This is a genomic window from Nitrospira sp. (assembly GCA_024998565.1).
Lineage (GTDB): Bacteria > Nitrospirota > Nitrospiria > Nitrospirales > Nitrospiraceae > Nitrospira_A.
The window spans coordinates 231,630-253,331 of sequence record JACOEM010000007.1 but is presented as its reverse complement, the minus strand read 5'-3'; the positions used below and the strand labels follow the sequence as shown (position 1 = coordinate 253,331).

Here is a 21,702-nt window from a genome sequence, read left to right as displayed (position 1 = left end):
CCGACCTGTTGGGGCCGGTGCTGTCGGGGGGCGCGAGCGCGCCTCCCGCTTCCGCGCCAGTCGTCACCGCTGCCTGACTATGCACATAGGGCTGAAGCCGAGGCAGTGTACCCACAGTTGTCGACGCGTCTGCCGTCGGCTTGGCACTCGATGCGTGAGCCTGCTCCCTCGCGCTCGTGCGGATCATTCCATCGGAGGGCCGGTCACGAACGATTCTTCGTTGTCGCGACACAGTCTCAGATGTCCTCTGTGGGTCTGACCTCTGGTCCCCGAAGAGCGATGACACGGTCGCACCCGGTGTCAAGACGGTCGCCGCGCTGCGCGGGTTTCTGAGCGCCAGATGCACTTTTCCTTCCATTGATGCGAGTGACAGCCGCTCCGCCTCGTGGGGAGCCACCTCCAGGGTGACGACGGTCGGCGGGGTGCGCGAGGCCTTCCGGCCTGAGAGAAGCGACTCCTCCTCTTTGCCGGTCGACGCATCCAGTCCGGTCGACAGCACCATAATGTCGGCTAACACCAACTTCGTGGTCGGTTCACCGCCGTTGAGCACTCGAGACATGGTGGTTAGAACGTCCACGCGGTCGCCAGGTTTCAAAATCCCTCCGACTCCCGTGACATCATCCACTTTGATGGCCATGGCACGCTTCTCGGGATGGGTGACGGCCGCGATGCCGCCGGTCGTGACGTCGGTAGGCGCGAGTTTCGAGACAAGAATAGGTTCCTGCGAGGTAAGCGGCGTCAACAGCACGCGACCGATCAGTTCATCGCTCGACGGGAAGGTCCCATCAGGGACGCTCTCGGAGGGAAAAGACACCACACGGACGGCATCACTGGACAGCACGGTTCCCCAGGGAAGCGCGTGGGCAGCCACGGCGACGGACGTCATTCGATTGTTCGCGCTGAGCTCGGTTCGCGTCTCATCCAGTAGTTGCTGGACATAGCCATATGCGAGTAGGCTGCTCACCGCTCCGATCGTTCCCCCCAGCCCGATCACAAGGAGTGCCCGTTGCCGAGATGTCAGCGCCATATATATGCTCCTCGCGATACAACGTTGCCGCCTGCTGAATCCCGGAACATGCGCTCTCCCAGATTGCCGCTGCGATGTTCATCCGGCTTTCGCCCGACCGGGAAGGTGACAGGGTGCCACCGTCTCCCGGCTATTCATGCGATCCGTCAAGAGATCAACGACAGATCTCCTCGCCACCACAGTGTCAGTGCCGTCCCGAGCGCGATCACGATACCGTACCGGAGCAACGGTTCTGGAGCGGTCGACGTTGCAGAGGGCGCCGGACAACCGGTGAGCGCGATCGTCAGACACCCTGCATAGACGGACCGCAGCATCGTCCGCCATCCCCGGTGCCGGCAACTGACGCCCAGTGCATAGAGCCCGCCGAACAGGGCGATGGCCACGGCGGCCTGCATCACGCCGAACGGTCCTAAGCAGCTTCCGACCGCGCCAAGAAGTTTCACGTCTCCGGCCCCCATTCCTCCGCACGCATAGAACCCGATCAGCAGAGCGATGCCGACACAGTACCCGGCCAGACTACCGACCAGGCCACTCAGGCCATCGTGTGCGGTCTGTAAGGTGATGCCACCGCTCACACCTGCCATCGTGAGCCAATTCGGAATCAGGCCCCTGGCCGCGTCGCTGACCGCCCCGAGGATCACCACGACCAGAACGAATAGCATCATGTCCATCGTCACCTCGAAGGGAGATCCGACAAAGCCATGGGTTCAGCGAATCAGGCCGGCCAATCGCGTGAACATGTTCCTGATATTGCCGCCGAGCGTAAACGCTGCCGTGGCGATGACCACAGCGATCGCAGATGCGATCAATGCATACTCAATGGCCGCCGCACCGTCTTCGTCGTCGAAAAATCGTCGCATGACATTCAGCATGACCACTTTCTCCTTATTAGAAAGAACCGGAGTTCGCGGGCAGGTCCTCGGTGCCTGCCCCTTCCGATGACTGTATCGGAAGAATACCTGCAACACTTTAGCCCCGCCGCTCTGTTTTCGATGAGCGTCAGTCCCAGCTATAGATTGCCTCCACACAATTGCCGGCGCCATGGAATGTCACCGTCTGACACAGTGCCCGGACGAGCGCGATCCCGCGGCCGAACAGCGACTTGTTCGTGGACAAGGGGGCGGCCGGTTGGATCACATCGAATCCCGCTCCGCTGTCTTCGACACGCACGGTCAATCGGGCGCCGCTCGCAGATGGAGTATGCGTTAAGGAAATCTGTACGTAGCCGTCCTGCAATGCGGCCAGGCGCCGGTCTCGCTCCTGGTAATAGGCGTCGAATCCATCGGACGACGTTTTCAGACTCGATTGTATTCCCAGTACGCCATGGTCGATTGCATTCGAGAGAAGTTCCGTCAACACGGTGAAGAAGCGCTCCCGGTGTCGAGCATGACCGGGTAGCAGGCTCACCAGTTGCATCAAGTCCGGTAGCGGATCCTCCGCCCGCATCGCATCAGGCCCCAATCGGACCTCGATGTGCCAAGGAAGCTGCCATGAACGCTCCTGTGAGGGCGGCTGAGCCCGCACTACGGATCGCTCGAGAACGATATCGCACGGCACATCGACGACCGTAATATCGTCTTCTTGGACGCCTCCCTTGGCGAAGGCAGTGAGCGCGGCGACGAGTTCCTCGAAGACATGCGACGCTGGCCCTTGCGTGACAGCCTGGTGGACCCGAGGTTCGCCGAATAGCTCACCCGATGGGCTGCGTGTTTCAATCACGCCGTCCGTATACAGAATCGTTCGGTCGCCCGGCTGTAGGTCATACGTTTCTAGATTCGGCATGAACGCTTGGGCGTGCAGCACCCCTAGGGGAGGATGCTGCGACGCCCATTGCAACCGAACCCCGGCACTCGGATTGACGACCAGGACCGGTGGAAGTCCGCCGTTCCACACCGATGCCTGGCATCGGATCGGATTGATTTCGATGGCGCTGGCTGCACAGAAGATGCCGACCGGCATCGTGTGGTTCAATTTGCGGTTGATTTCACGAAGAATATCCTGTAACGCGTGTCCTCGTTCAGTCATTCGATAGAACACGTCGGCCACCGGGATGGCGCCGATTGCGGAGGACAAGCCATGGCCCGTGAAGTCGCCCACGAGGACATGGAGGATGCCGGTCGGAGTGGTCCCGGCTAATACGACATCGCCGCCAAGGGTGGTCGCAGGTGCCACATGGTAGTTGATGCCCATTCGCTCCATGCAGGGGTTTTTCAGGATTCTCGTGCAAATTTCATTGGCCACATCGATTTCATGGAGCGAGCGGTCACGGTACGCTTCAAGTTCCTCCTTCTGTTCCGTAACCCGCGCGTGGAGTTCCTGCACGCGCGACCAGGCCGAGAGCTTCGCCCGCAGGAGGGGAAGACTATACGGTTTTGTGAGCACGTCGTCTCCCCCGGAGGCAAGACATTCGGTCAGACCTGTTTCATCGGTCACGGCCGTCAAGAAAACAACCGGTACGAAGCGCGCGCCGGTTCGCTGTTTGATCAGCGACGCTGCCTCTCTGCCGTCCATCTCCGGCATCATCAAGTCCATAATGACCAATTCCGGCTGTTCCTTTTCAAACTGCGCGACAGCTTGTTTCCCGTTCTCAGCCAACACCACGCTGTGACCGTCCTTGCGCAGTAAGGCTTGCAAAATCTGCCTATTCACAACCGTATCGTCTGCGACAAGGACTTTCATAGGATGGTCACCAGCGATTGAAAATTTGCGATGGAGAGAATGCTTTTAATTTGCGGGGAACACCTCAGGAGATGGATACGGGCTTTTCCACCACCGGCAAACTCACGTAATTTCAACAGCATGCCCAGTCCTGTGCTATCGATATACTCCGTTTGAGCAAAGTCAACCACGTAATGACTCGACGGGACAGGCCGCGTTGTGTAGGCTTCCAGGAAAGTACGATGCATTCTAGCGTCAAAGCGTCCAACCGGTATGATCGTGAGCGTCGCTCCGTCGGCCGATTCCTCAATCTTGAACATGGCTCCCCCGTTTTGTATCAAAGGTCGTCTCCGGTATCGGTCATCTCTTCAGAAATCTGAAGAAAACAGTGCGGATGAGTTTAATTTCCTGTAGTTTGAGAAAGCGCGCGACGCGGCGTGACGCATCGGAGCTAAGGTTTTGGTTCCGGCAGACCGAAAGAAGAACCGGCAAACACACACAACGGTGAGAGACCGTTCCTTATGGCGATGATCGTTTCAATCGGCTCAGGCAAGGGTGGTGTAGGAAAAAGCGTGCTCGCTGCCAATCTGTCTATGTTGTTGGCCAAACAAGGCAAGCGGGTGGTTTTGGCGGATCTGGACGTGGGTGGCGCGGATGCCCATATTTTGTTCGGCATGCTCAACCCTCCCCGCACCTTGACGGATTTCATTGAACGAAGGGTTGAACGCCTGGACGATGTTCTTCAGCCGGTCTCGGCACACCCTTTTCTCCAGTTGATCCCCGGCACAGGCGATACGCTGGCCACGCGGATCCCACAAAAACGAGGGCATAAAAAAACCTTCGTTCCCGCAGGGGAACAAGAGGTCACATGCCAATAAGGCAGGAGAGCTCCTCCGTTACCACGCGGAGAATTGCAGACAAAATGTACGCACGCAACGCCTCGCTGCTGAATCAGATAGCAGACCAAATGGAAACCATGACTGGAGGTTCTGGCGTCGTTGCTCGTTTTGAAATTCCACAACCCACCATTCACACTGGAAATACGGTGCACAACATCAGAGTAGATAACAGCGTCATCGGAGCCATTAACACGGGGCAGATTAAAAGCCTGAATGTGGCGCTCGACAACGTTCAAAATGCTGGTTCACCTGAACTCGCCAACACTCTTCACGTACTCAGTGAAGCTGTACTCGCATCGTCAGACCTGTCACCGGAAAAGTAGAAAGCAGCCATCGAGCACTTGTCTCACCTTGCAAATCAGGCTGCTCTGCCAAGGAAAAAGCGCCAGGCCGCAATCGGCGTGACGATCCTTGAAGGTTTTGAGCGGATCATCAGCGCATCTTCTGGCTCGCTGGCAATCTGGGACACAGCCAAGTCACTCCTTCAAGCCCTCTTCTGATCCTTCACAATCCATAGCCTACTTATGTGGCTAAATTGTGGCAGGACTACCTTGCCAGATCGAGTCAGAGCGGTTCCTCTCCTGCCTCTGCCTCTACTGTAAGTGATTGAGAACGGTACGATGAGATAAGGTGTCAACTTACCAGTCTCGGGTGCTGTAGGGGTTTCAAATCTCACCCCCTTTGCCTGTCCCACCGAAGACTTGAGCCTGCTACCGTTTTGCTACCATAGCACCCTGCTCTAGCCTAACGAGCACCACCTATTCGAGGTCATGATTCGTTATTTTGCATAAGGATACATCATCCTCGTTCGTCACTTCGTTGGTTTGTAAACCGCCGGTTGGGGGTTCGATTCCTCTCGCCAGCTCCATAAATTCCACTGACGAATCAACCGGTTGGCGGCTTACAGAGCCACTACTCTCCCCTCGCAGTTCTGCGAGTGTAACCGTAAGTGTAACCGTCTGACGCTCAAAGTACGCAGAGAGTGAACGCGCTGCCTGTTCGAGGTCCCGCTCGTTCACAATGTTGTACCGATCAAACACGCTTCTGGTCTTGTGGCCGGAAATGGACATCGCCACCTTCTCTGGCACTCCGGCTCGCACCATGTTGCGGACAGCAGTGCGACGGAAGTCATGTGGGATTCTACCTACCCATACCAGATACTTTTTCTTCTCATCTTTCACCATCCCTCCGAGGCCGACCCTCTCGCATGCCTTCCGCCAAGAATGCTTCAAACTCTGTAGGCGAATCCCCCCACGGTGGCAGATCCAGGGACAACCAGGCCATTTGAGGTCGCAGCGAGTCTTCCAAGCCAAAAGCACCCGGTAAAGATCACCCGTCAGGTATAAAACCCTGGGCGTGTTGGTTTTAGTGTCCTGTGCTTGCAGAAACAGCTTCCCCTCCGTCCAATTGATTTGCCGCCATTGCAACGAACAGACCTCCCCCATTCGCATTCCGCTGTAGTAAGCAAGCGTTGCAGCTACCTGGGCATAGTCAGGTAAAGCACCCCGAAGGGCGAGAAAATCCTCGTGTTCGAAGAATCCTGATCGAATGTTGTATTCCTTGAGCTGGGGAATATGGGGAACCCGAGCGACCAGCTGGGGTGTTTGTTGAAAGCCCATTCGAAACATCCGCTTCAGAAATCCAGTTTCCCGATTGATGGTACCATTGGCCGCGCCTTCCCCTTGACGTTTCACGATATAGGCTTTGATTCGCTCAGTCGTAATGGCCGATATCCGCATCTTTCTGAAGTATGGCTCTAAATGGTGCTGATACTCACTGACCCGACGTCCAGTCTTACGCTTATTCAATTCGTAATCTTGTCTCACGAGCTCGGCCAGGTCCTCATAGTGTGTTCTGTCGATATTGGGCCCACGATATAGCCCTGCAGCGATCTCCCCTTCCTTAATTTTAAGAATCCGTTTTGCTCGGTCCTTATCACTCGTCCTTGTGCTTTCCTGGAACGGTCTGCCCTCAACGTAATACTTCATCCAATATGGGCCCTGTTCGGCCAAAGTCCCTGTCGTCGGATCGCGTTTCTTGCGTCGATAAATCATCCCCATGATGCCCCTCCCGCTTATTGTTCTCGATAAACCGGTCCATATCGTAAATATCGAATAGGACCCGCCGTCCCTGCCGCACACAGGGCAGTTTGCTGGACCAATTGAGGTGCCGGACTGCCCACTGGCTGATACCGAGGTATCGAGCCGCCTCTCTAACCGAATACAGCCGTTTGAATACTTCCTCTGACATTTCCATCACCCCCCTTCATTTAGAACTGGTTGTTTTCACACTGACGCCCGATCACGCCGCTAGGGTTTTAGTTTGGATTTCTTAAGATCAGGCGGATTCATGATTACTCCAAGGCCCTTTAACGCCTCCCCAGTCATTTTCTTCCATCCCTTCATCGCCTGATCCAGTTTTCCCGCTTTTGCCTGTTCCAACATCGTGGCCATATGTTCGAGAATTGGCTGCTGTTCGCTTAGGAGATCACGAATAATTTCAGCCCGTGGTTTTTCCATTGCAGCCGAAACGCGCGAGATCGTCTCGTAGAGATCGGTGGGCAACGACAACAGGACTCGATGTGGCGTATTTTTAGGTTTGGGACTCATTTATAGCCCTCCGTTATAGTAATTTGTTTATAGCGACCTGTTATATCAAAGTCAATCCTCAAACGGTTGTGAACTCCCGTTAACCACTACACTGTATGCTGAGGCTGGGAACTATCAGATGGCGCTCACACCCAGGCAAAGCGCGCTCCAGGCTCTTGCATCCCAGACCTTCTCACCATTCGAGTCACGGGCCTTTAGGAATAAACAGGTGACCTATGGTGGCGCCCCCCCTGATTTCTGTTTCCTCACAGATACCCACAGCGCGTCGGATAAGACCTACATACTCAAGCCCTCCCTCGATAGCAGAGTGCCTTCCCCCCTCCGACTACTAGTTGCCTTGATGCCGCTCGCAGTAGTCTCTTGCCAGCTTTGGAGGAGGGCTAGTTATGTTCACCATACGGTCTCTGAGTGGAGTTGTGTTGGTTCTCACGCTGGCATGGTCGGTACCTATTGCCTGCGCAGAAGACAACGGTCTCACACCTCAAGTCGATCCTTATATCGCACTGTTCGGCGGGATAACGTTGCCGTCGAAAACCGATGGGAAAGTCAATAATGCCGGAATGAATCTTACGGTCTTGGATCAAGACTTCGGCAGCTCAAAATCCTTGGGAGGAAAAGTCGGTGTCTGGTTTCCTGGACTGCGACGTTCCACCGGTCTGGATTTTGGTGTGGAGTTGGATGTCACGAATTATCAGCCAGACGTAAAGGCTGGGCGGTTCCAGGCAAACGGCACACTCAATGGAATTCCGATTATCGGAACAGCTAGCCGGAGTAGCAACATGGATGTGAATGCCACTATCGTTGCCACCAACCTCTTACTCCGTCTGCCGCTATATGTATCAGCTGAGTTTCCTCAGGGTCGGCTTTATCCATATCTCGGAGGAGGGCCAGGCGTTCAAAAATCGTCGTTCGGCTCCGACGGAAAATCAGACTATGATCTGGCACTTCAAGCCGTCGCCGGCATGCACGTCTTCCTTGCCAAACGCGTCTCCTTGTTCGCGGAGTATAAGTTTACGCACTCCACCCAAACCTTCGGCTTCACAAGCTCTACCGGTGCCACCCAGGATGAGCGATATACCTTCAATGTCAGTCATGTCGTGGGTGGGCTTGCCGTCCACTTTGGAAACTGACCCGCCTTGCAGAGAAATTATGAAAACATCAAGCACATTGATTCTCATCGGAGGCCCTATGAAACATTGGTCCACATTGTGCGCAATCCTTGTTCTTGGAGCTGCGTTGATGACCGGTTGTACGTCGGTCGGAAACTTAGGCATCGTCACGAAACCTTCGGCCAATAATGCAGACAGGCTTAAATCGGGTGTGAGTTTTGAGGAACTTGGGCCGGTGGAAGGATCTGGTTGTCGGCACTTCATCCTTGCCATCATTCCATTCGGTGATTCCAGTTTTTCAAAAGCTGTGGACGAAGCACTCAGTCAAAAAGGTGGTGATGCATTGATCAACGTGACCGTCTCCAGCAGCTTGTATGGTTTCATCCCGATCTACAATGTCTATAGCTTCACCTGCACATCAGTGAGCGGCATCGCCGTGAAATACAAATAAATGAAACACCTACTGCGAAAGGCCATAGAACGATGTTCCGCATGCGACTCACTCCGATACTAGCCGCCCTGACTCTTGTGCTCTTAGCAGGCTGTAGCACGCCTCGGCTGCCTGCACCATCTGAAGCCATTGCTGATCTAACAGCGAATGCCAAGGTGGCAGTGGTTCATTATGATCCTGAACAGTTTATGATTTGGACGGGAGAACCGAAAACACGCACGACTGCTTTAAGCATGTTTGGACTGATCGGTGCTGCTATCGAGGGTGGGATGCAGCAGACGGACGCCAAGGAGGTCGGAGCGAAATTCATCTCGTCAACTCAACTTCTCGACCCCATCACGCAAGTAGAAAATCGGTTCGTAGCGGCATGGCAACGAGAGCTAAAACTCACGGCAGTGGGGACATCCCATCTCGTGAAAAATGACAGCTCGCAGAAGCTTCGTCAGCAATTTGGCGAAGGTTACGTGATCGACTTCAAAACGGAACGATGGAGCGTCGATCCGATCATTGTAGGTGGATTTTCCTTTGAAACGATTACCTATCGCCCATCCTACACTGGACGGGCTCGATTGATCCGACTTGACGATCAAAAAACTCTTTGGCAAGGGACCTGCGAATATACGAAGGACGATTCCTTGACTCCAAAGTTGACTCATGCCGACATTCTTGGAGATGACCACGGTGTAGCCGTGAAAGCGGGAATACAGACTTTGGCAGATGCCTGCGCCGACTATCTGTGGAGACAGTTCTTTGGTCGGGAGTCTGGTCCTGACTTCCCATCAACCACCGTGGCGGAAGAGACCAAGTAGGCGACGGACCGCTCCGGGGGGAGTCTCCGACACCCCCCATACCCTCAGCTGAGTGCGTCCGCGCTTCTGCAAGCGCCGACGCAGTGAGTCACGGGCTCGGAGTAATCGGCACCGGTTCAGGCTTTCCTGTAACCCATCGTATCGAGCTATCTTCAAACCCCGCCATCCAACCATAAGTGCCCGATCCACCCATCCATTCCGTAAGACGGCAGCAGACGCCGACGCGACGCAAGGCTTCTTGCCGAATGAGGCTGTACATTTTCCTTTCCACATCCGTTGCCCTTCGGTCTAGCACAAACTCATGCTTTTCCGTGGGCACCTTGACGCCTAAGGAGCAAAAGTATCGGTGTTCCTCAAACTCACGCGGCATGTTGTCAAAATCCTTGCTGATGTATTTCGACAGGTAGCGGGCAAGTTTCACCGGTGAACTGCCGGGACGAGGCCCTCTGACATTGACTTGTCCCTGGCCATTGCCGACGATCTTATACCAGCATCGTCGTAAGAGCCGAACATCCCGAAAGCCTTTTACGGCGAGATGGGGATGCAGCGCCCCACGTTGCTGCCGTTCCAGGACCGCCACATAGGGCATAGAGCAGCCGGAACGTGAGAGCGCACGTCGTAACCGTCCCAGATCGTGTAATACGCGCTCTCGATCCTCCACATTCGCTCGATAGGTCAAGGTCACGAGATGGTCGGCTCCGATAGTCAGACATTTCTTGCGAATTGTGCCTTTGGCCCGTCCTCGTGCCCGCGCCTCGTTCATCTTTCTATTCCGCGATGCGCCTTTCTCTCCTCTCTTGCCTTGAACCGGGTCTAACCTCCCCCATGACAGTTCGACCCATTGTTTTCCGAAATCATGAATCGTGACGGACCAGACATTCCCTGCGGGAGGTAGTGTGATGTGTGGCCAGGTGTGTTCGCCGAGAAATGTCCTCCTGTCAAGTTTAGGAGATGCCGCTGGCGCGGCTCCCGTGCGCGGGTGGCTCGCGCCACCCCGCGCACCGGCATCACCGGCCGAGCGGGACAGCCTCGATTGCTGCGTTGGTTCTTTCTCTGTCCTGTCCACGCTCGACCTCACCTCAAAAAGTGTAACCGTAAGTGTAACCGTAACGGCCCTTTTTATCCTTTTCGATGGCAACTCCACGCAACATGGCACTATCGCCTAACCCAATGGTGGATCAGGCGATTCTATTGGTTCTGATGCTGTAGAGTGATGGGATGAAAGAGGCTCAGGACTGGTTTGTAAACCGCCGGTTGGGGGTTCGATTCCTCTCGCCAGCTCCACAAATTCCACTGACGAATCTGTTAAGTACGTGAGAGCTCGCGAATTTACTCCTCGCGTCTCGGGTTCTTTCATTCTTCCTATTGTAATTCAGATTAGTCCGGAAGCTAGTCGAGCTCTCGTCGCTTCATGCCACAATGATCATAGAAGCAGAGCCGCAGTAAGATGCGCTAGTACACGTCTCAACCGGTTCCCCAGGACTCCAGAGCCATATAGAACCGCAACGATCAAGAATGAACGTCTTAACAGAGCCCTCCTAAAGAGTTACCGATTCTGAGGACTAGGCCTCCCACGAACCTTCGAATATAGTTGAGAACAAGAGTGACTCAACTTACCCGTGCCGGTCCCAGGGAGAGGCAAAGGAGGCGCGATGAAAAATCGATATAGCCAACGAGTATCAGTAGATTGTTCCGTCATGTTTGCCGGAGAAAACATGGTTGCCGAAGGACGGATTCTCGACCTCTCCCTACCGGGATGCCTCATGGAAAGCTCGAAAACACTGGCCGCCGGTGAGTATATCCAACTGCGGCTATTTCTGCCGGACCGGCAGGCTCCTCTGCATGTCGAACTTGCAGCCATCAGATGGGCCGAAGACTCGAAAGTTGGCATCGAGTTCATCCGCACATCCAAATATGAACAGCATCGACTCGAACAATTTGTGCGCCGGACCTCGGGACGCGATGTTTCCTCGACGCTGAACGATGAGGGTGTCTTTGCTGGAACAGCACGGAATGAGAAACAGTTGTAGCAATTTCCGCAGATTAATCCCTCGTGAAGTACTTGCCATGCCGAAACACTTCAAACTTCGTACTTACCAGAGAGCCATGATTTGCGGAATAGGATACTATCTCTCAGAAGATTTTCTAGGCAAAGGCACCGTTTGGGATATGTCGTTGGGAGGATGGCGAATCCAAGGGGACCATCAAGTCAAGATTGGCATGAGACTCACACTGCGGATGGACCTGACTGATGAACAGGTTCCATTGGAAATCGAACAGGCCGTCGTTCAGTGGGTCGGCGGACAGGACTTCGGAGTTCATATCGAGAGAATTCATCGCTCAGCGGCAATCAAGCTGGAACGTTTTATCGGACGCCATCTGTGCATACTTCCCCAGGTTGAGCACTAGGCATCCTTGACCTCCTCTGTTACTTCTTCCAAGTCACTCAACTCAAAATCCGAACGTTCTTTCAGCATGGACGGATGTAATCCATACTTTTTCAGCATCTTATAGAAATCTGCGCGATATCTGCCGGCAAATTGCGCCGCGCGAGAGATATTCCCACCTGTCATTTGAAGGACATTGCGCAAATAGGTCCGCTCAAAATCCTCCTTGGCCTCAGTCAATGGTTTCAGGCCAATGTCTGAGGTCGCCCCCGCCGTCGGAAGGAATTCTGGCAACACCATATCTTGCCGAGACATTACGACAGCTTTTTCGACAGCATTTTCAAGTTCTCGCACGTTACCCGGCCATGGATACACCATGAGGCGATGCATGGCTGCAGGGGTAAATCCACGAACATCCTTATTCGAACGTTTAGCGCTTTGTTTCAAAAAATGCTGCGCAAGAAGCGGAATATCGTCTTTTCGCTCCCGCAGCGGAGGGAGAGCTAGGGGGACAACGGATACTCGGTAGTAGAGGTCATGACGGAAGGTTCCGGCTTTTACGCTTTCTGCGAGATCCTTGTTCGTTGCTGCAATGATACGCACGTCTACCTTGGTTGCGTACTCCGCCCCCACCTCCCGCACTTCCCGCTCCTGTACCGCACGTAGAAGTTTCACCTGCATGGGCAAGGACATTTCGGCAATCTCGTCGAGAAAGAGAGTGCCCCCATTTGCACTTTGGAAGAGACCCCGCTTGGCCGCTACCGCATTGGTGAAGGCGCCGCGAATATGTCCGAACAATTCACTTTCAAAGAGAGTCTCGCTGATCGCCGCACAATTCAAGGCCACAAATGGACCTTTTGAACGACGACTATTGGCATGAAGTACGCGCGCGAGCACTTCTTTCCCAGTACCAGTCTCTCCAGTTAACAGAATGGTCGCATCTGAATCCGCAATCTGCGCAACTTGCTGGAACAATCGCTGCATTGCGGGACTTCTGGCAATGACGTTCTCCAGTCCGTACAACTCCTTCACTAAAGATTTGAGGCGCTGAATCTCACGCGTCATGCGTAGCTGAATTAAGGCCTTGTCGAGGGTCGCCTTGAGTTCTTTATCATCGAACGGTTTCGTCAGGTACCCGAAAGCTCCGCGTTGCATCGCTTCGACAGCATTGGGAATGCTTCCGTGGGCCGTGAGAATAATGACTGGCAGACCTGGCTGGATCTGCATGAGCTCCTCAGTCAAGGCCAACCCATCTTCAGCTCGCAACCTCAAGTCAGTAATCGCGATGTCAAACGTTTCCTGCCGAGCAGCCGTGAGCGCATCGCGACCACCAGTGCACGGCGTCACAGAAAACCCAAGCGCCGACAGCCGCATCCTCAACAGATGCAACAATCCTTCGTCATCATCTACAACAAGAATGCGTTCCTGCTCCATGACGGCCCCTAAGGTTTGGACGACTCCGGCTGTTGAGGCGAAAAGACATTCGACGGAGGTTTGATTGGGCGGGTCTTTCCCCTCATTTCCTGATCAATGCGTTTGAGGGCTTCCAATTGACTTGTGAGCTCCTCAATTTTTCTATCTCGATCACTGACTTGCCGTTGCAAGCTTTGGAGCGTAGCCGGCTCGACCGACATCCGCGGGTGTTCTCTTCTGGAATTAAACAATTCCGCCTTTCGCTCCTGGTCTTGAAGTTCTCGTTGCAACGCTTCGAGCGACTGAGCCTCACTGTCCTGCAGTGCCCGTAGTTGCTGAATTGTGAGTTCGCGATCAAGTAAGTCGTGTACGGTCCGCTCAATTGCCTGGGACAGAAGCCTCTGCGTATGTGCAGTAGCTGGAGCATTCCAGATGGAACGGATCCAGGACTGATCGCCAGGCACTTCTGCTGACTGCAACAATTGCAGCCACAGGCGACTTGACGCTGCCAGTTCACTCTTCGGCGCGACGGCAATGACTTTCTCAAAATACTGGCTTGCTGATTCACGACTTTCATACAAAGACGCCAAGGCGCGCGTGAAGAATACATGATCACAGGTATTTTTACTAGCGCATTTGGGCACTAGCTGGCTTTCTTTACGTATAATGGCCTGCAATGCCTTTCCGTCGCTACCATCACCATAAAAATAGGGGGTCTCGCCGGGGGGAGGAGACACAGTGCTGCAGGCTGACAAGAGGCCGAATCCCAACAGTACTGCCATGTTCCGCAGCTGCCACACTATGCCAGTATCCCCGGTTTTGTCAGACACAACATGAACCGCACAGTCGTTCCTTTTCCGACTTCACTGTCGACCCAGATACGTCCGCCATGGGCTTCCACTACCTTTTTGGCCAAGGCCAGCCCCAACCCACTGCCCACCGAGACATGTCGTGTCTTGGTGCGGCCCTGATAAAATCGTTCAAAAATATGCGGGACTTCCTCTGTTGGTATCCCCGGTCCGCAGTCTGTCACGTCGACAAACATCAACCCTTCATCGCGGCGCGGCTCCATATGCAACTTCACAGCGGCCCCCTCCGGGCTGTACTTCAACGCATTCGAGAGCAGATTGTCCAGCACTTGTTCGATGCGAGCGCTGTCAGCTCTCACCCAGTGGCGTTCGACCGGAGCTTCGACCAGGAGTCGCACTTGTTTCGCATCCGCCAACAACCTGATTTTATTGACTGAGATGTCAGCAACCCGCCTCAGGTCGGTCGGAGCAAATCGATATTCCATCATGCCGGACTCCATTTTCGACAGGTCGAGAATCGTCGAAATCAGGTACATCAATCGCCGGCTACTGTCGGACATGATCCGTAATGTCGTCCGCTGGTCCTGCGTCAGGGGGCCTGGGATTTCATCCAGGAGAAGATGGGTCCCCTCTTGGATCGAAGCCATCGGCGTGCGAAGCTCATGGGACACATGGGCAAGAAACTCGCTTTTAATATCGTCGAGTTGCTGCAGCCTGGCCCCCATCCACTTCACTGTATCACCTAATTCTCGAAGTTCACGGGGTGCCTGACCATCCATTGTTGCCCGGAAATTTCCCTGCCCCATTTCCTGAATCGTCGACTGCAGCCGGCGCAGCGGTCGCAGGATGTTGTAACTCGCCACCGCAGCCATACCGAGCCCGAACATCAATGCCACCAACACTAATTGCCGTGTGACCGCTTCCGCATGAACCGAGCTCGCATGAGACTCATTCACTCCCACCGCGATACGCGCCTCATGAAGCCCGATGTACTGCTGCAGAGTCGAGGCCATCTTCCCGGCTAGGGCGTCTCTTCGTTCATCATAGGCTGCGCTCAACTCCGGAAGTTGTCCAACACCCTCCGCAAGTTGCGCATGAAAAAGAGCCAAATGCGCCTGCTGGAGCCGCTCCACTTCTCGTACCAACCGGATCTCAGGCTCAGAGGTGTCTCGCGTGAGCAAGCCATGCAAGACCAGTTGAAAATCCTTGCTTTCGGCGTCGAAGTGCTCGAGAAACGTGGCCGCCGGTACCGCCACATACTTTTTCTCGCTCTGAATTTGCTCGTAAAACGAGCTCAGCAGCCGCTTTGCCGACTCAATTTCAGGATGATGATGGGAGCCAACCTCGGTATTGAGGCCGGCCAATGTTCGAATTTGCAGCAAAGCATAGATATTAACGGCTGTCATCACCGCAATGATGACCACATACGTCAGAATCAGTCGCCAGAAAATCGAGAGGCGCACGACGGCGCATCCTCCCCGGTGAACCGCGCGAGAACCAAGGCAATCGACAGTGCAGGTTAAGCCATACACCACTTCGTGCACACCCTCAACAAGTTCTCCATATTGTGCAACGCACAGGGATGGATGCTGGATGGCTGGTGCGCCTCCTATCGAGCGGAGTCGTGAAACTGCGATTGGTACAAACGCTGTCGTCTGGAGGTTGCGGAGAGGGCGACAAACAGGTGGCCGCGAAAGATCAGCATGCCGACCATGAGCGGTGGGGTCAGCAGCAGCGCGATCATGCCGGTCAATTCCGCCGAGATTCCGAAATCTGTGAGCCAGGCGCTCAGTACGGTAAACGGGACAAACACCAGTTGGATAAAATCCAACCCCGCCCCCCGCCCCAGCTGACTGGAGAGTTTAAAGAAAAGAGAGAGTCCAAGAGGCGCCAGGACCAACGCCATGGGCAGGAACCATTCAATCCAGTTGTCGAGCACGAAATCGTAACTTCGCTTCAGGACATCCAGGGGCGAATCATGCCGGGTCAAATAGATCACTTCCGGCGCAGGGTTCAGGAGAATGAACACCAACAGCAGGCAAGCGGTGACGAGAAACTGACTGTCAGGGTTCGCACGCAGGCTCGTATCCAGGAGCATGGTGGGAATCCACAACACAAACCCCACGCTGATGACGTCCCAGAAATAGTGCCCCATGCTCTCGATCACGTCGCCAATGGTGATGGCCCGCATGCCCTTAATCGCCTGTTCGATCACGCTGAGGGTAGCCCCGATCAAGCAGGCATTGACCGCGCCCAGCAGAAAGCCACCCAGCATCCCCAGGGGGCGGGCGATCTGGTACGCCAACAGCATGAGCAGCGTAAATACTATGACGGCGGGTATCGCCATCCATCCACGGATCAGGGAACGGCTGGTCGCGTGCAGGGCCTCCCGATAGAGATGCAGGGTGGAAGTGACGACTGTCAGCATGGATCACTCGAAAGGAGGTCAATGTTCATATCGGAATGCCTTCGCCCCGAGACGTGTACCAGCTATCGGAGGCGGACAATAAGCCGGATACACCCGAGAGGTCAAGCCGTATGCAAAGCCATAGCCCAGGTAGTATCGAGCTATCCACCCCGCCACGCGCTATTGACTTGCGCATCGATATGATTATGTTCTTTCACTAGATACACTCACCAAGGAGTCAGCCACATGGATATGAACCGGATGACCGTCAAGCTACAAGAGGCGTTGCAGAGCGCATCCGCCCTTGCCATGCGCCGGGGGCACCAGGGCATTGATGTCGAACACCTGCTCCTTGCCCTGATGGAGCAAGAAGGAGGGATAGCCGGATCCTTGCTGGAACAGGCCGGGGTGTCTCCCGCTGCTGTTCGCCAGGCCGCGGAGCAGGCCCTGACCAAAGTGGCTCAAGTTCACGGGCCGGGCGCCGCTCCCGGGCAGATCCATCTCACGCCCCGCTTGGGCTCGCTGCTGACGAAAGCCGAAGAGCGGATGAAGGAACTCCATGACGATTTCGTGAGCGTCGAGCACATTATCTTGGCCATGGTGGAGGAAGGCGGTGTCTTTCGCCGGCTCAATCTCACACGCGAGCGCCTGCTGACGGCCCTGCAGCAGGTACGAGGAAATCAGCGAGTGACCAGTCAAGACCCTGAAGGCACCTATCAGGCGTTGGAAAAATACGGGCGGGACCTCACGAAACTCGCCGGGCAAGGCAAGTTGGATCCGGTCATCGGGCGCGACGACGAAATCCGACGGACCATTCAGATTCTCTCACGTCGCACCAAGAACAATCCCGTCCTCATCGGTGAGCCGGGTGTCGGTAAAACGGCCATCGTGGAGGGACTTGCACAACGCATCGTCAAGGGAGATGTCCCGGAAGGGCTCAAGCAAAAGCGCGTGGTCGTCCTTGATATGGGCGCGCTCGTCGCCGGAGCCAAGTTTCGCGGTGAATTCGAAGAACGATTAAAAGCCGTCCTCAAGGAAATCCAGTCGGCGCAAGGGCAGGTGTTACTGTTCATCGACGAACTTCATACCGTGGTGGGAGCCGGCGCGGCGGAAGGTGCCATGGATGCCGCGAATCTGCTCAAGCCCATGCTGGCCAGAGGCGAGATGCACCTCATTGGCGCCACAACCCTCGACGAGTACCGTAAACACATCGAGAAAGACGCCGCGTTGGAACGCCGCTTTCAAACGGTCCTCGTGGACCAACCGACCGTCGAAGACACCATTTCAATCCTCCGCGGCTTGAAAGAACGCTACGAAGTGCACCACGGGGTGCGGATCAAGGATGCGGCGCTGGTTGCGGCAGCCAAATTGTCGAACCGCTATATCGGCGACCGGTTTCTGCCTGACAAAGCCATCGACCTGGTCGACGAGTCTGCCGCACGCCTTCGAACGGAGATCGACAGCTTGCCGGCCGAGTTGGACGAAGTCTCGCGCAAGGTGCTTCAGCTTGAGATCGAACGGGAAGCGCTGAAAAAGGAAACGGATGCGGGCAGCAAGGCACGGCTGCACTCGATTGAAAAAGAACTGACCGAGAAAAATCGCGATCTCCAGGCGCTCAAGACGCGCTGGGAATCCGAGAAAAACTCGGTCAGTAAGCTCAGAAAAATCCGTCAGCAGATCGAAGAGGTCAAACAAAAAATCGAGCAGTCCGAACGCGCGTACGACTTGAATAAGGTGGCTGAACTGCGCTACGGCGAGCTGCCGAGGCTCGAACGGGAACTCGAACTGGAGCAGCAACACCTCGGCAAGAAACAAAACGAAAGCCGTCTCCTCAAGGAAGAAGTGGATGAAGAAGATATCGCCGCCGTCGTCAGTCGATGGACCGGTATCCCTGTCACCCGTCTGGTCGAAGGCGAAATGGAAAAACTCCTGAAGCTGGACGAACTTTTGCACCGGCGCGTAGTAGGACAGGAACAAGCCGTCACTGCAGTGGCAGATGCCGTACTCCGCGCACGCTCCGGCATCAAGGATCCCAATCGCCCCATCGGATCGTTTTTGTTCCTCGGGCCCACCGGCGTCGGCAAAACAGAACTGGCGCGGGCGCTTTCGGTCACGCTGTTCGATGATGAGTCGAACCTCATCCGCATCGACATGTCAGAGTATATGGAGAAACACACGGTCGCGCGACTGATCGGCGCTCCTCCCGGCTATGTCGGATACGAAGAAGGCGGCCAGCTGACCGAAGCCGTACGACGGCATCCGTTCTCCGTCATTCTCTTCGACGAAATCGAAAAGGCACACCACGACGTCTTCAACATTCTCTTGCAGGTCCTCGACGACGGACGGCTGACTGATTCCCAGGGCCGAACCGTGGACTTCAAAAACACCGTGCTGATCATGACGTCGAATATCGGGAGCCAGCATATCCTGGAGGCCCAACAGGCCGGCGCCTCGTATGAGACGATGAAGGCTCAAGTGACCGGCGAACTACGGGCACACTTCCGGCCTGAATTCCTGAACCGGGTCGATGAGATTGTGGTTTTCCATGCCTTGGGCAATGAACACCTGGCGAAGATCGTGGAGATCCAGCTGGAGCGGTTGCGCGCACGGCTGGTGGAACGACGGATTACCCTGACGGTGACGCCGGACGCTCTGCAGAACCTCGGGCGGCGCGGTTACGACCCCGTATACGGAGCGAGACCGCTGAAGCGGCTCATTCAGCAGGAAATCGAAACCCCTATGGCGCGCCAGCTGATCAAAGGAGAGCTACGCGACGGAGATACGGCAGTAGTGGATCTTAAGGACGGACACATTGCCATTGTACCGACAATCGCGCCGTAGATAACGACCGCACAAGTGCAGAGGGGCGGAACGCCGGGACTGCGCTACCCGATGAAGACCGCCCCTCCTTTTGTGTCCGTATCTTTGCCGCTAAAGCGTTTCTTGTCGATTCGCCATTCGGTTTGCGACACGTCCAGGCGATGCCCCTTGATCGTGTGGAAGGAACCCCGGCTGAACACCACCCGGTTCCCCTCTTTCAACTCCAATGCAAACACTACCGTCCCCGAATCTTCGTGCTTCAACGACACACTCGTCGGGCTCTTGGCGAGCTGATAGGCCCGCCGCTCATTGAAGATCAGATTGCTATCGACCACCTTGGCCATCATGCGGCCCACATCGTCGAACAGCGCGAAGTTCACGAGCAATGCGCGCGCCGGTTCCTTGATGGCCACTTCAAATTGCGGCACCCCTTCGATATCGATGATGCCGTTGGAATTCCGATACAGATTGGAACCGACTTCAATATCCATCGCCGCGACTCCTTTATCCTGCACGACACCGGAAGGTGCCCGTTATGCCTTCTTGATCCGGTCCAAAATCAACGCGATACAACCGCCTAACAATCCACCGCCCAGAATCGTCGTCAACAACTCGACCAGCTTGAGCTCCCACACCGATCCTTGAGCCTGGAGCGCCTCGCGGATCCCACCCTGCAGCAAGATCACCGCCAACGCCATGGTCGCACCGACAATGAACCACCAAGCGAAGACTCGCGCCGTATGGATGACAGGAGATTCCTTCACAACTCGACTCGTCGATCAAAACTCCGGTACTGAATCGCTTCGGCCAGATGCGCGGGAGCGATACTACCAGACTCGGCCAGGTCGGCAATAGTACGCGCCACGCGGAGGATACGTCCATGGGCTCGGGCAGAAAACCCCAACCGGGTCATGGCCTGCTCCAGCAGCTCACGGCTCTGCAGATCCAATGCACAATACTGCTTCAGGTGACGCGGTTTCAATTGGGCATTGGTGTAAATGCCATCACCACGATACCGCTCCGCCTGCCGCGCCCGCGCAGCCATCACCCTCGCGCGGATCACAGCGGAAGAATCGCTGGTAGCCATGTCGTCTCCAAGCGCGCGAATCGGGACAGCCGGCACTTCAATCTGCAGATCAAGACGATCCAGCAACGGGCCGGACAAGCGCCCCCGGTACCGTCGCACTTGCGCGGCGCTGCACACACAATCCTTGGTCCGATCTCCATAGTAGCCACAGGGACAGGGGTTCATTGCAGCCACCAGCATAAACCGGGCAGGAAACCGCAGGGAACCACTGACGCGCGTCACGGTCACATGCCCATCCTCAAGCGGTTGCCTCAGTCCGTCCAGCGTCGCACGTCCGAACTCACCGGCCTCATCCAGGAACAGCACGCCGTTGTGGGCCAACGAGACTTCTCCCGGTCGTGGTATCGTTCCACCACCGATCAGGCCGGCCTCGGAAATACTGTGATGCGGGGCCCGAAAGGGCCGGCGTCGCATGAGCGGCTGCTCTTGGGATAGTTGCCCGACTACGCTATGAATGCGACTGGTCTCCAGCGCCTCCTCCTGAGCCAGTAGCGGCAATATTCCCGGCAGACGACGAGCCAGCATCGTCTTGCCTGCGCCCGGAGGTCCCATCATGAGCAGGTTATGCCCGCCGGCTGCAGCCACCTCGATCGCCCGTTTCGCATGGGCCTGCCCCTTCACGTCGGCGAAATCTTCGTCTTCCGGAAGTCCGGAAGAGGCCGAACCATCCTGCGAGACCGATACTTTAGCGATGGTCAACGTACCGCGCAAGAATTCCACGGCCTGCGGCAACGTATGAATCGGGAACACTTCTGCGCCCTCGACTAGAGCCGCCTCCCCCGCGTTCTCGGCCGAGATCAGCACTGGATGACGACGTCGGCAGACAGCACCGATCGAAAGCGCGCCGGGGATAGGCTTCAGGCGACCGTCCAGCGAGAGTTCCCCCACAAACACAAAATCCTTCACCGCTTCAGGCGGAATGAGATCTTCTGCCGCCAGAATGCCCAGCGCAATGGCCAAATCCAGGCCGGCCCCTTCCTTCTTGATATTCGCGGGCGCCAGATTGACCGTGACTTTTTTCACAGGAAAGTGGAAGCCACTATTTTTGAGGGCGGCACGGACCCGGTCACGACTCTCACGCACCGTCGCATCGGGCAGTCCGACGATGGAGAACTGAGGAAGACCGGAAGAGATATCGACTTCCACGTCAACCAGATGCGCATCGACGCCCACAATCGCCGCACTTAACACGTTGGCCAGCACAGTCCCCCCGGGTA

General features: G+C 55.7%; 24 protein-coding genes. 8 read left to right on the top strand and 16 right to left on the bottom strand.

All coding sequences use genetic code 11. The features are described from left to right. From cpaB to H8K11_13335, 5 genes are all read right to left on the bottom strand, one after another. On the bottom strand, nucleotides 1–1,027 hold a 1,027-nt coding region (gene cpaB / locus H8K11_13355), incomplete at its 3' end, for a Flp pilus assembly protein CpaB (protein MCS6264735.1). Between the two features lie 146 nt (nucleotides 1,028–1,173). Then, nucleotides 1,174–1,692, bottom strand: a complete 519-nt coding sequence (locus H8K11_13350; GenBank protein ID MCS6264734.1) for a prepilin peptidase — start codon at nucleotides 1,690–1,692, stop codon at nucleotides 1,174–1,176. A gap of 42 nt (nucleotides 1,693–1,734) precedes the next feature. Then, nucleotides 1,735–1,899, bottom strand: coding sequence for a Flp family type IVb pilin (locus H8K11_13345; GenBank protein ID MCS6264733.1), 165 nt, complete (start codon nucleotides 1,897–1,899; stop codon nucleotides 1,735–1,737). Between the two features lie 127 nt (nucleotides 1,900–2,026). Continuing rightward, a complete protein-coding gene (locus tag H8K11_13340) occupies nucleotides 2,027–3,706 on the bottom strand; it encodes a fused response regulator/phosphatase (protein MCS6264732.1) in 1,680 nt (559 codons plus the stop codon). Next, nucleotides 3,703–4,005 carry an STAS domain-containing protein gene (locus tag H8K11_13335; protein MCS6264731.1) on the bottom strand — a complete coding sequence of 101 codons (303 nt, stop codon included), beginning with the start codon at nucleotides 4,003–4,005 and terminating at the stop codon, nucleotides 3,703–3,705. Before H8K11_13335 ends, H8K11_13340 begins: the two co-directional genes overlap by 4 nt. Nucleotides 4,006–4,206: 201 nt before the next feature. Between H8K11_13335 and H8K11_13330 the strand changes: the two genes are divergently transcribed. Together H8K11_13330 and H8K11_13325 are read left to right on the top strand one after the other, a co-directional pair. Then, nucleotides 4,207–4,563 carry a P-loop NTPase gene (locus H8K11_13330; GenBank protein ID MCS6264730.1) on the top strand — a complete coding sequence of 119 codons (357 nt, stop codon included), beginning with the start codon at nucleotides 4,207–4,209 and terminating at the stop codon, nucleotides 4,561–4,563. A 44-nt stretch (nucleotides 4,564–4,607) separates the two neighbouring features. Beyond that, nucleotides 4,608–4,907 carry a hypothetical protein gene (locus tag H8K11_13325; GenBank protein MCS6264729.1) on the top strand — a complete coding sequence of 100 codons (300 nt, stop codon included), beginning with the start codon at nucleotides 4,608–4,610 and terminating at the stop codon, nucleotides 4,905–4,907. Between the two features lie 435 nt (nucleotides 4,908–5,342). Here H8K11_13325 and H8K11_13320 read toward each other — a convergent pair whose 3' ends face one another. Genes H8K11_13320 through H8K11_13310 form a run of 3 tightly spaced genes read right to left on the bottom strand, consistent with a single transcriptional unit; the run spans nucleotide 5,343 to nucleotide 7,193 of the window. After that, on the bottom strand, nucleotides 5,343–6,644 hold the full coding sequence (locus H8K11_13320) for a site-specific integrase (protein MCS6264728.1): 1,302 nt from the start codon (nucleotides 6,642–6,644) through the stop codon (nucleotides 5,343–5,345). Further along, nucleotides 6,556–6,840: a helix-turn-helix domain-containing protein gene (locus H8K11_13315; GenBank protein MCS6264727.1), complete on the bottom strand. Its 285-nt coding sequence runs from the start codon at nucleotides 6,838–6,840 to the stop codon at nucleotides 6,556–6,558. The genes H8K11_13320 and H8K11_13315 overlap by 89 nt, the downstream gene beginning before the upstream one ends. 53 nt (nucleotides 6,841–6,893) lie before the next feature. Next, nucleotides 6,894–7,193, bottom strand: a complete 300-nt coding sequence (locus H8K11_13310; GenBank protein MCS6264726.1) for a hypothetical protein — start codon at nucleotides 7,191–7,193, stop codon at nucleotides 6,894–6,896. Between the two features lie 386 nt (nucleotides 7,194–7,579). Here H8K11_13310 and H8K11_13305 point away from each other — a divergent pair, with 386 nt between their 5' ends. From H8K11_13305 to H8K11_13295, 3 genes are read left to right on the top strand one after another with little or no spacing between them, the layout of a single operon-like run. Further along, nucleotides 7,580–8,323, top strand: coding sequence for an outer membrane beta-barrel protein (locus tag H8K11_13305; protein ID MCS6264725.1), 744 nt, complete (start codon nucleotides 7,580–7,582; stop codon nucleotides 8,321–8,323). Nucleotides 8,324–8,381: 58 nt separating this feature from the next. Continuing rightward, the gene (locus H8K11_13300) at nucleotides 8,382–8,753 is read left to right on the top strand and encodes a hypothetical protein (protein MCS6264724.1); all 372 of its coding nucleotides are present in this window, start codon (nucleotides 8,382–8,384) and stop codon (nucleotides 8,751–8,753) included. Nucleotides 8,754–8,794: 41 nt separating this feature from the next. Then, nucleotides 8,795–9,562, top strand: coding sequence for a hypothetical protein (locus H8K11_13295; protein ID MCS6264723.1), 768 nt, complete (start codon nucleotides 8,795–8,797; stop codon nucleotides 9,560–9,562). A gap of 88 nt (nucleotides 9,563–9,650) precedes the next feature. On the opposite strand, the gene H8K11_13290 is transcribed toward H8K11_13295, so the two are convergent. Then, nucleotides 9,651–10,325 carry a hypothetical protein gene (locus H8K11_13290; GenBank protein ID MCS6264722.1) on the bottom strand — a complete coding sequence of 225 codons (675 nt, stop codon included), beginning with the start codon at nucleotides 10,323–10,325 and terminating at the stop codon, nucleotides 9,651–9,653. A gap of 889 nt (nucleotides 10,326–11,214) precedes the next feature. Between H8K11_13290 and H8K11_13285 the strand changes: the two genes are divergently transcribed. Both H8K11_13285 and H8K11_13280 read left to right on the top strand, forming a co-directional pair. Then, nucleotides 11,215–11,592, top strand: a complete 378-nt coding sequence (locus H8K11_13285) for a PilZ domain-containing protein (protein MCS6264721.1) — start codon at nucleotides 11,215–11,217, stop codon at nucleotides 11,590–11,592. A 37-nt stretch (nucleotides 11,593–11,629) separates the two neighbouring features. Further along, nucleotides 11,630–11,971, top strand: a complete 342-nt coding sequence (locus tag H8K11_13280) for a PilZ domain-containing protein (GenBank protein MCS6264720.1) — start codon at nucleotides 11,630–11,632, stop codon at nucleotides 11,969–11,971. On the opposite strand, the gene H8K11_13275 is transcribed toward H8K11_13280, so the two are convergent. From H8K11_13275 to H8K11_13260, 4 genes are all read right to left on the bottom strand, one after another. Continuing rightward, nucleotides 11,968–13,383 carry a sigma-54-dependent Fis family transcriptional regulator gene (locus H8K11_13275; protein MCS6264719.1) on the bottom strand — a complete coding sequence of 472 codons (1,416 nt, stop codon included), beginning with the start codon at nucleotides 13,381–13,383 and terminating at the stop codon, nucleotides 11,968–11,970. The genes H8K11_13280 and H8K11_13275 overlap by 4 nt on opposite strands. 8 nt (nucleotides 13,384–13,391) lie before the next feature. Then, complete coding sequence (locus H8K11_13270) at nucleotides 13,392–14,144, bottom strand: hypothetical protein (GenBank protein ID MCS6264718.1); 753 nt, start codon at nucleotides 14,142–14,144, stop codon at nucleotides 13,392–13,394. Nucleotides 14,145–14,161: 17 nt separating this feature from the next. Beyond that, nucleotides 14,162–15,634: a HAMP domain-containing histidine kinase gene (locus H8K11_13265; GenBank protein ID MCS6264717.1), complete on the bottom strand. Its 1,473-nt coding sequence runs from the start codon at nucleotides 15,632–15,634 to the stop codon at nucleotides 14,162–14,164. 146 nt (nucleotides 15,635–15,780) lie between these two features. Continuing rightward, nucleotides 15,781–16,599, bottom strand: coding sequence for a hypothetical protein (locus tag H8K11_13260; GenBank protein ID MCS6264716.1), 819 nt, complete (start codon nucleotides 16,597–16,599; stop codon nucleotides 15,781–15,783). 225 nt (nucleotides 16,600–16,824) lie between these two features. On the opposite strand from H8K11_13260, the gene clpB reads away from it, so the two are divergent. Continuing rightward, nucleotides 16,825–19,419 (top strand): ATP-dependent chaperone ClpB, encoded by a 2,595-nt coding sequence (clpB, locus tag H8K11_13255; protein MCS6264715.1) that lies wholly within the window; start codon nucleotides 16,825–16,827, stop codon nucleotides 19,417–19,419. A gap of 44 nt (nucleotides 19,420–19,463) precedes the next feature. Here the strand turns inward: clpB and H8K11_13250 are convergent, their stop codons facing one another. The 3 genes from H8K11_13250 to H8K11_13240 are packed head-to-tail and all read right to left on the bottom strand — an operon-like array spanning nucleotide 19,464 to nucleotide 21,688. Then, nucleotides 19,464–19,889 carry a hypothetical protein gene (locus H8K11_13250; protein MCS6264714.1) on the bottom strand — a complete coding sequence of 142 codons (426 nt, stop codon included), beginning with the start codon at nucleotides 19,887–19,889 and terminating at the stop codon, nucleotides 19,464–19,466. A gap of 42 nt (nucleotides 19,890–19,931) precedes the next feature. Beyond that, on the bottom strand, nucleotides 19,932–20,162 hold the full coding sequence (locus tag H8K11_13245; protein ID MCS6264713.1) for a hypothetical protein: 231 nt from the start codon (nucleotides 20,160–20,162) through the stop codon (nucleotides 19,932–19,934). Then, complete coding sequence (locus tag H8K11_13240) at nucleotides 20,159–21,688, bottom strand: YifB family Mg chelatase-like AAA ATPase (protein ID MCS6264712.1); 1,530 nt, start codon at nucleotides 21,686–21,688, stop codon at nucleotides 20,159–20,161. The genes H8K11_13245 and H8K11_13240 overlap by 4 nt, the downstream gene beginning before the upstream one ends. Nucleotides 21,689–21,702 lie beyond the last annotated feature (14 nt).

What these genes read in the sequence shown, in the direction of transcription:
- H8K11_13350 (MCS6264734.1), bottom strand. Translation starts at nt 1,692, where the DNA reads ATGATGCTATTCGTTCTGGTCGTGGTGATCCTCGGGGCGGTCAGCGAC.
- H8K11_13345 (MCS6264733.1), bottom strand. Translation starts at nt 1,899, where the DNA reads ATGCTGAATGTCATGCGACGATTTTTCGACGACGAAGACGGTGCGGCG.
- H8K11_13340 (MCS6264732.1), bottom strand. Translation starts at nt 3,706, where the DNA reads ATGAAAGTCCTTGTCGCAGACGATACGGTTGTGAATAGGCAGATTTTG.
- H8K11_13335 (MCS6264731.1), bottom strand. Translation starts at nt 4,005, where the DNA reads ATGTTCAAGATTGAGGAATCGGCCGACGGAGCGACGCTCACGATCATA.
- H8K11_13330 (MCS6264730.1), top strand. Translation starts at nt 4,207, where the DNA reads ATGGCGATGATCGTTTCAATCGGCTCAGGCAAGGGTGGTGTAGGAAAA.
- H8K11_13325 (MCS6264729.1), top strand. Translation starts at nt 4,608, where the DNA reads ATGTACGCACGCAACGCCTCGCTGCTGAATCAGATAGCAGACCAAATG.
- H8K11_13320 (MCS6264728.1), bottom strand. Translation starts at nt 6,644, where the DNA reads ATGGGGATGATTTATCGACGCAAGAAACGCGATCCGACGACAGGGACT.
- H8K11_13315 (MCS6264727.1), bottom strand. Translation starts at nt 6,840, where the DNA reads ATGGAAATGTCAGAGGAAGTATTCAAACGGCTGTATTCGGTTAGAGAG.
- H8K11_13310 (MCS6264726.1), bottom strand. Translation starts at nt 7,193, where the DNA reads ATGAGTCCCAAACCTAAAAATACGCCACATCGAGTCCTGTTGTCGTTG.
- H8K11_13305 (MCS6264725.1), top strand. Translation starts at nt 7,580, where the DNA reads ATGTTCACCATACGGTCTCTGAGTGGAGTTGTGTTGGTTCTCACGCTG.
- H8K11_13300 (MCS6264724.1), top strand. Translation starts at nt 8,382, where the DNA reads ATGAAACATTGGTCCACATTGTGCGCAATCCTTGTTCTTGGAGCTGCG.
- H8K11_13295 (MCS6264723.1), top strand. Translation starts at nt 8,795, where the DNA reads ATGCGACTCACTCCGATACTAGCCGCCCTGACTCTTGTGCTCTTAGCA.
- H8K11_13290 (MCS6264722.1), bottom strand. Translation starts at nt 10,325, where the DNA reads ATGAACGAGGCGCGGGCACGAGGACGGGCCAAAGGCACAATTCGCAAG.
- H8K11_13285 (MCS6264721.1), top strand. Translation starts at nt 11,215, where the DNA reads ATGAAAAATCGATATAGCCAACGAGTATCAGTAGATTGTTCCGTCATG.
- H8K11_13280 (MCS6264720.1), top strand. Translation starts at nt 11,630, where the DNA reads ATGCCGAAACACTTCAAACTTCGTACTTACCAGAGAGCCATGATTTGC.
- H8K11_13275 (MCS6264719.1), bottom strand. Translation starts at nt 13,383, where the DNA reads ATGGAGCAGGAACGCATTCTTGTTGTAGATGATGACGAAGGATTGTTG.
- H8K11_13270 (MCS6264718.1), bottom strand. Translation starts at nt 14,144, where the DNA reads ATGGCAGTACTGTTGGGATTCGGCCTCTTGTCAGCCTGCAGCACTGTG.
- H8K11_13260 (MCS6264716.1), bottom strand. Translation starts at nt 16,599, where the DNA reads ATGCTGACAGTCGTCACTTCCACCCTGCATCTCTATCGGGAGGCCCTG.
- clpB (MCS6264715.1), top strand. Translation starts at nt 16,825, where the DNA reads ATGGATATGAACCGGATGACCGTCAAGCTACAAGAGGCGTTGCAGAGC.
- H8K11_13250 (MCS6264714.1), bottom strand. Translation starts at nt 19,889, where the DNA reads ATGGATATTGAAGTCGGTTCCAATCTGTATCGGAATTCCAACGGCATC.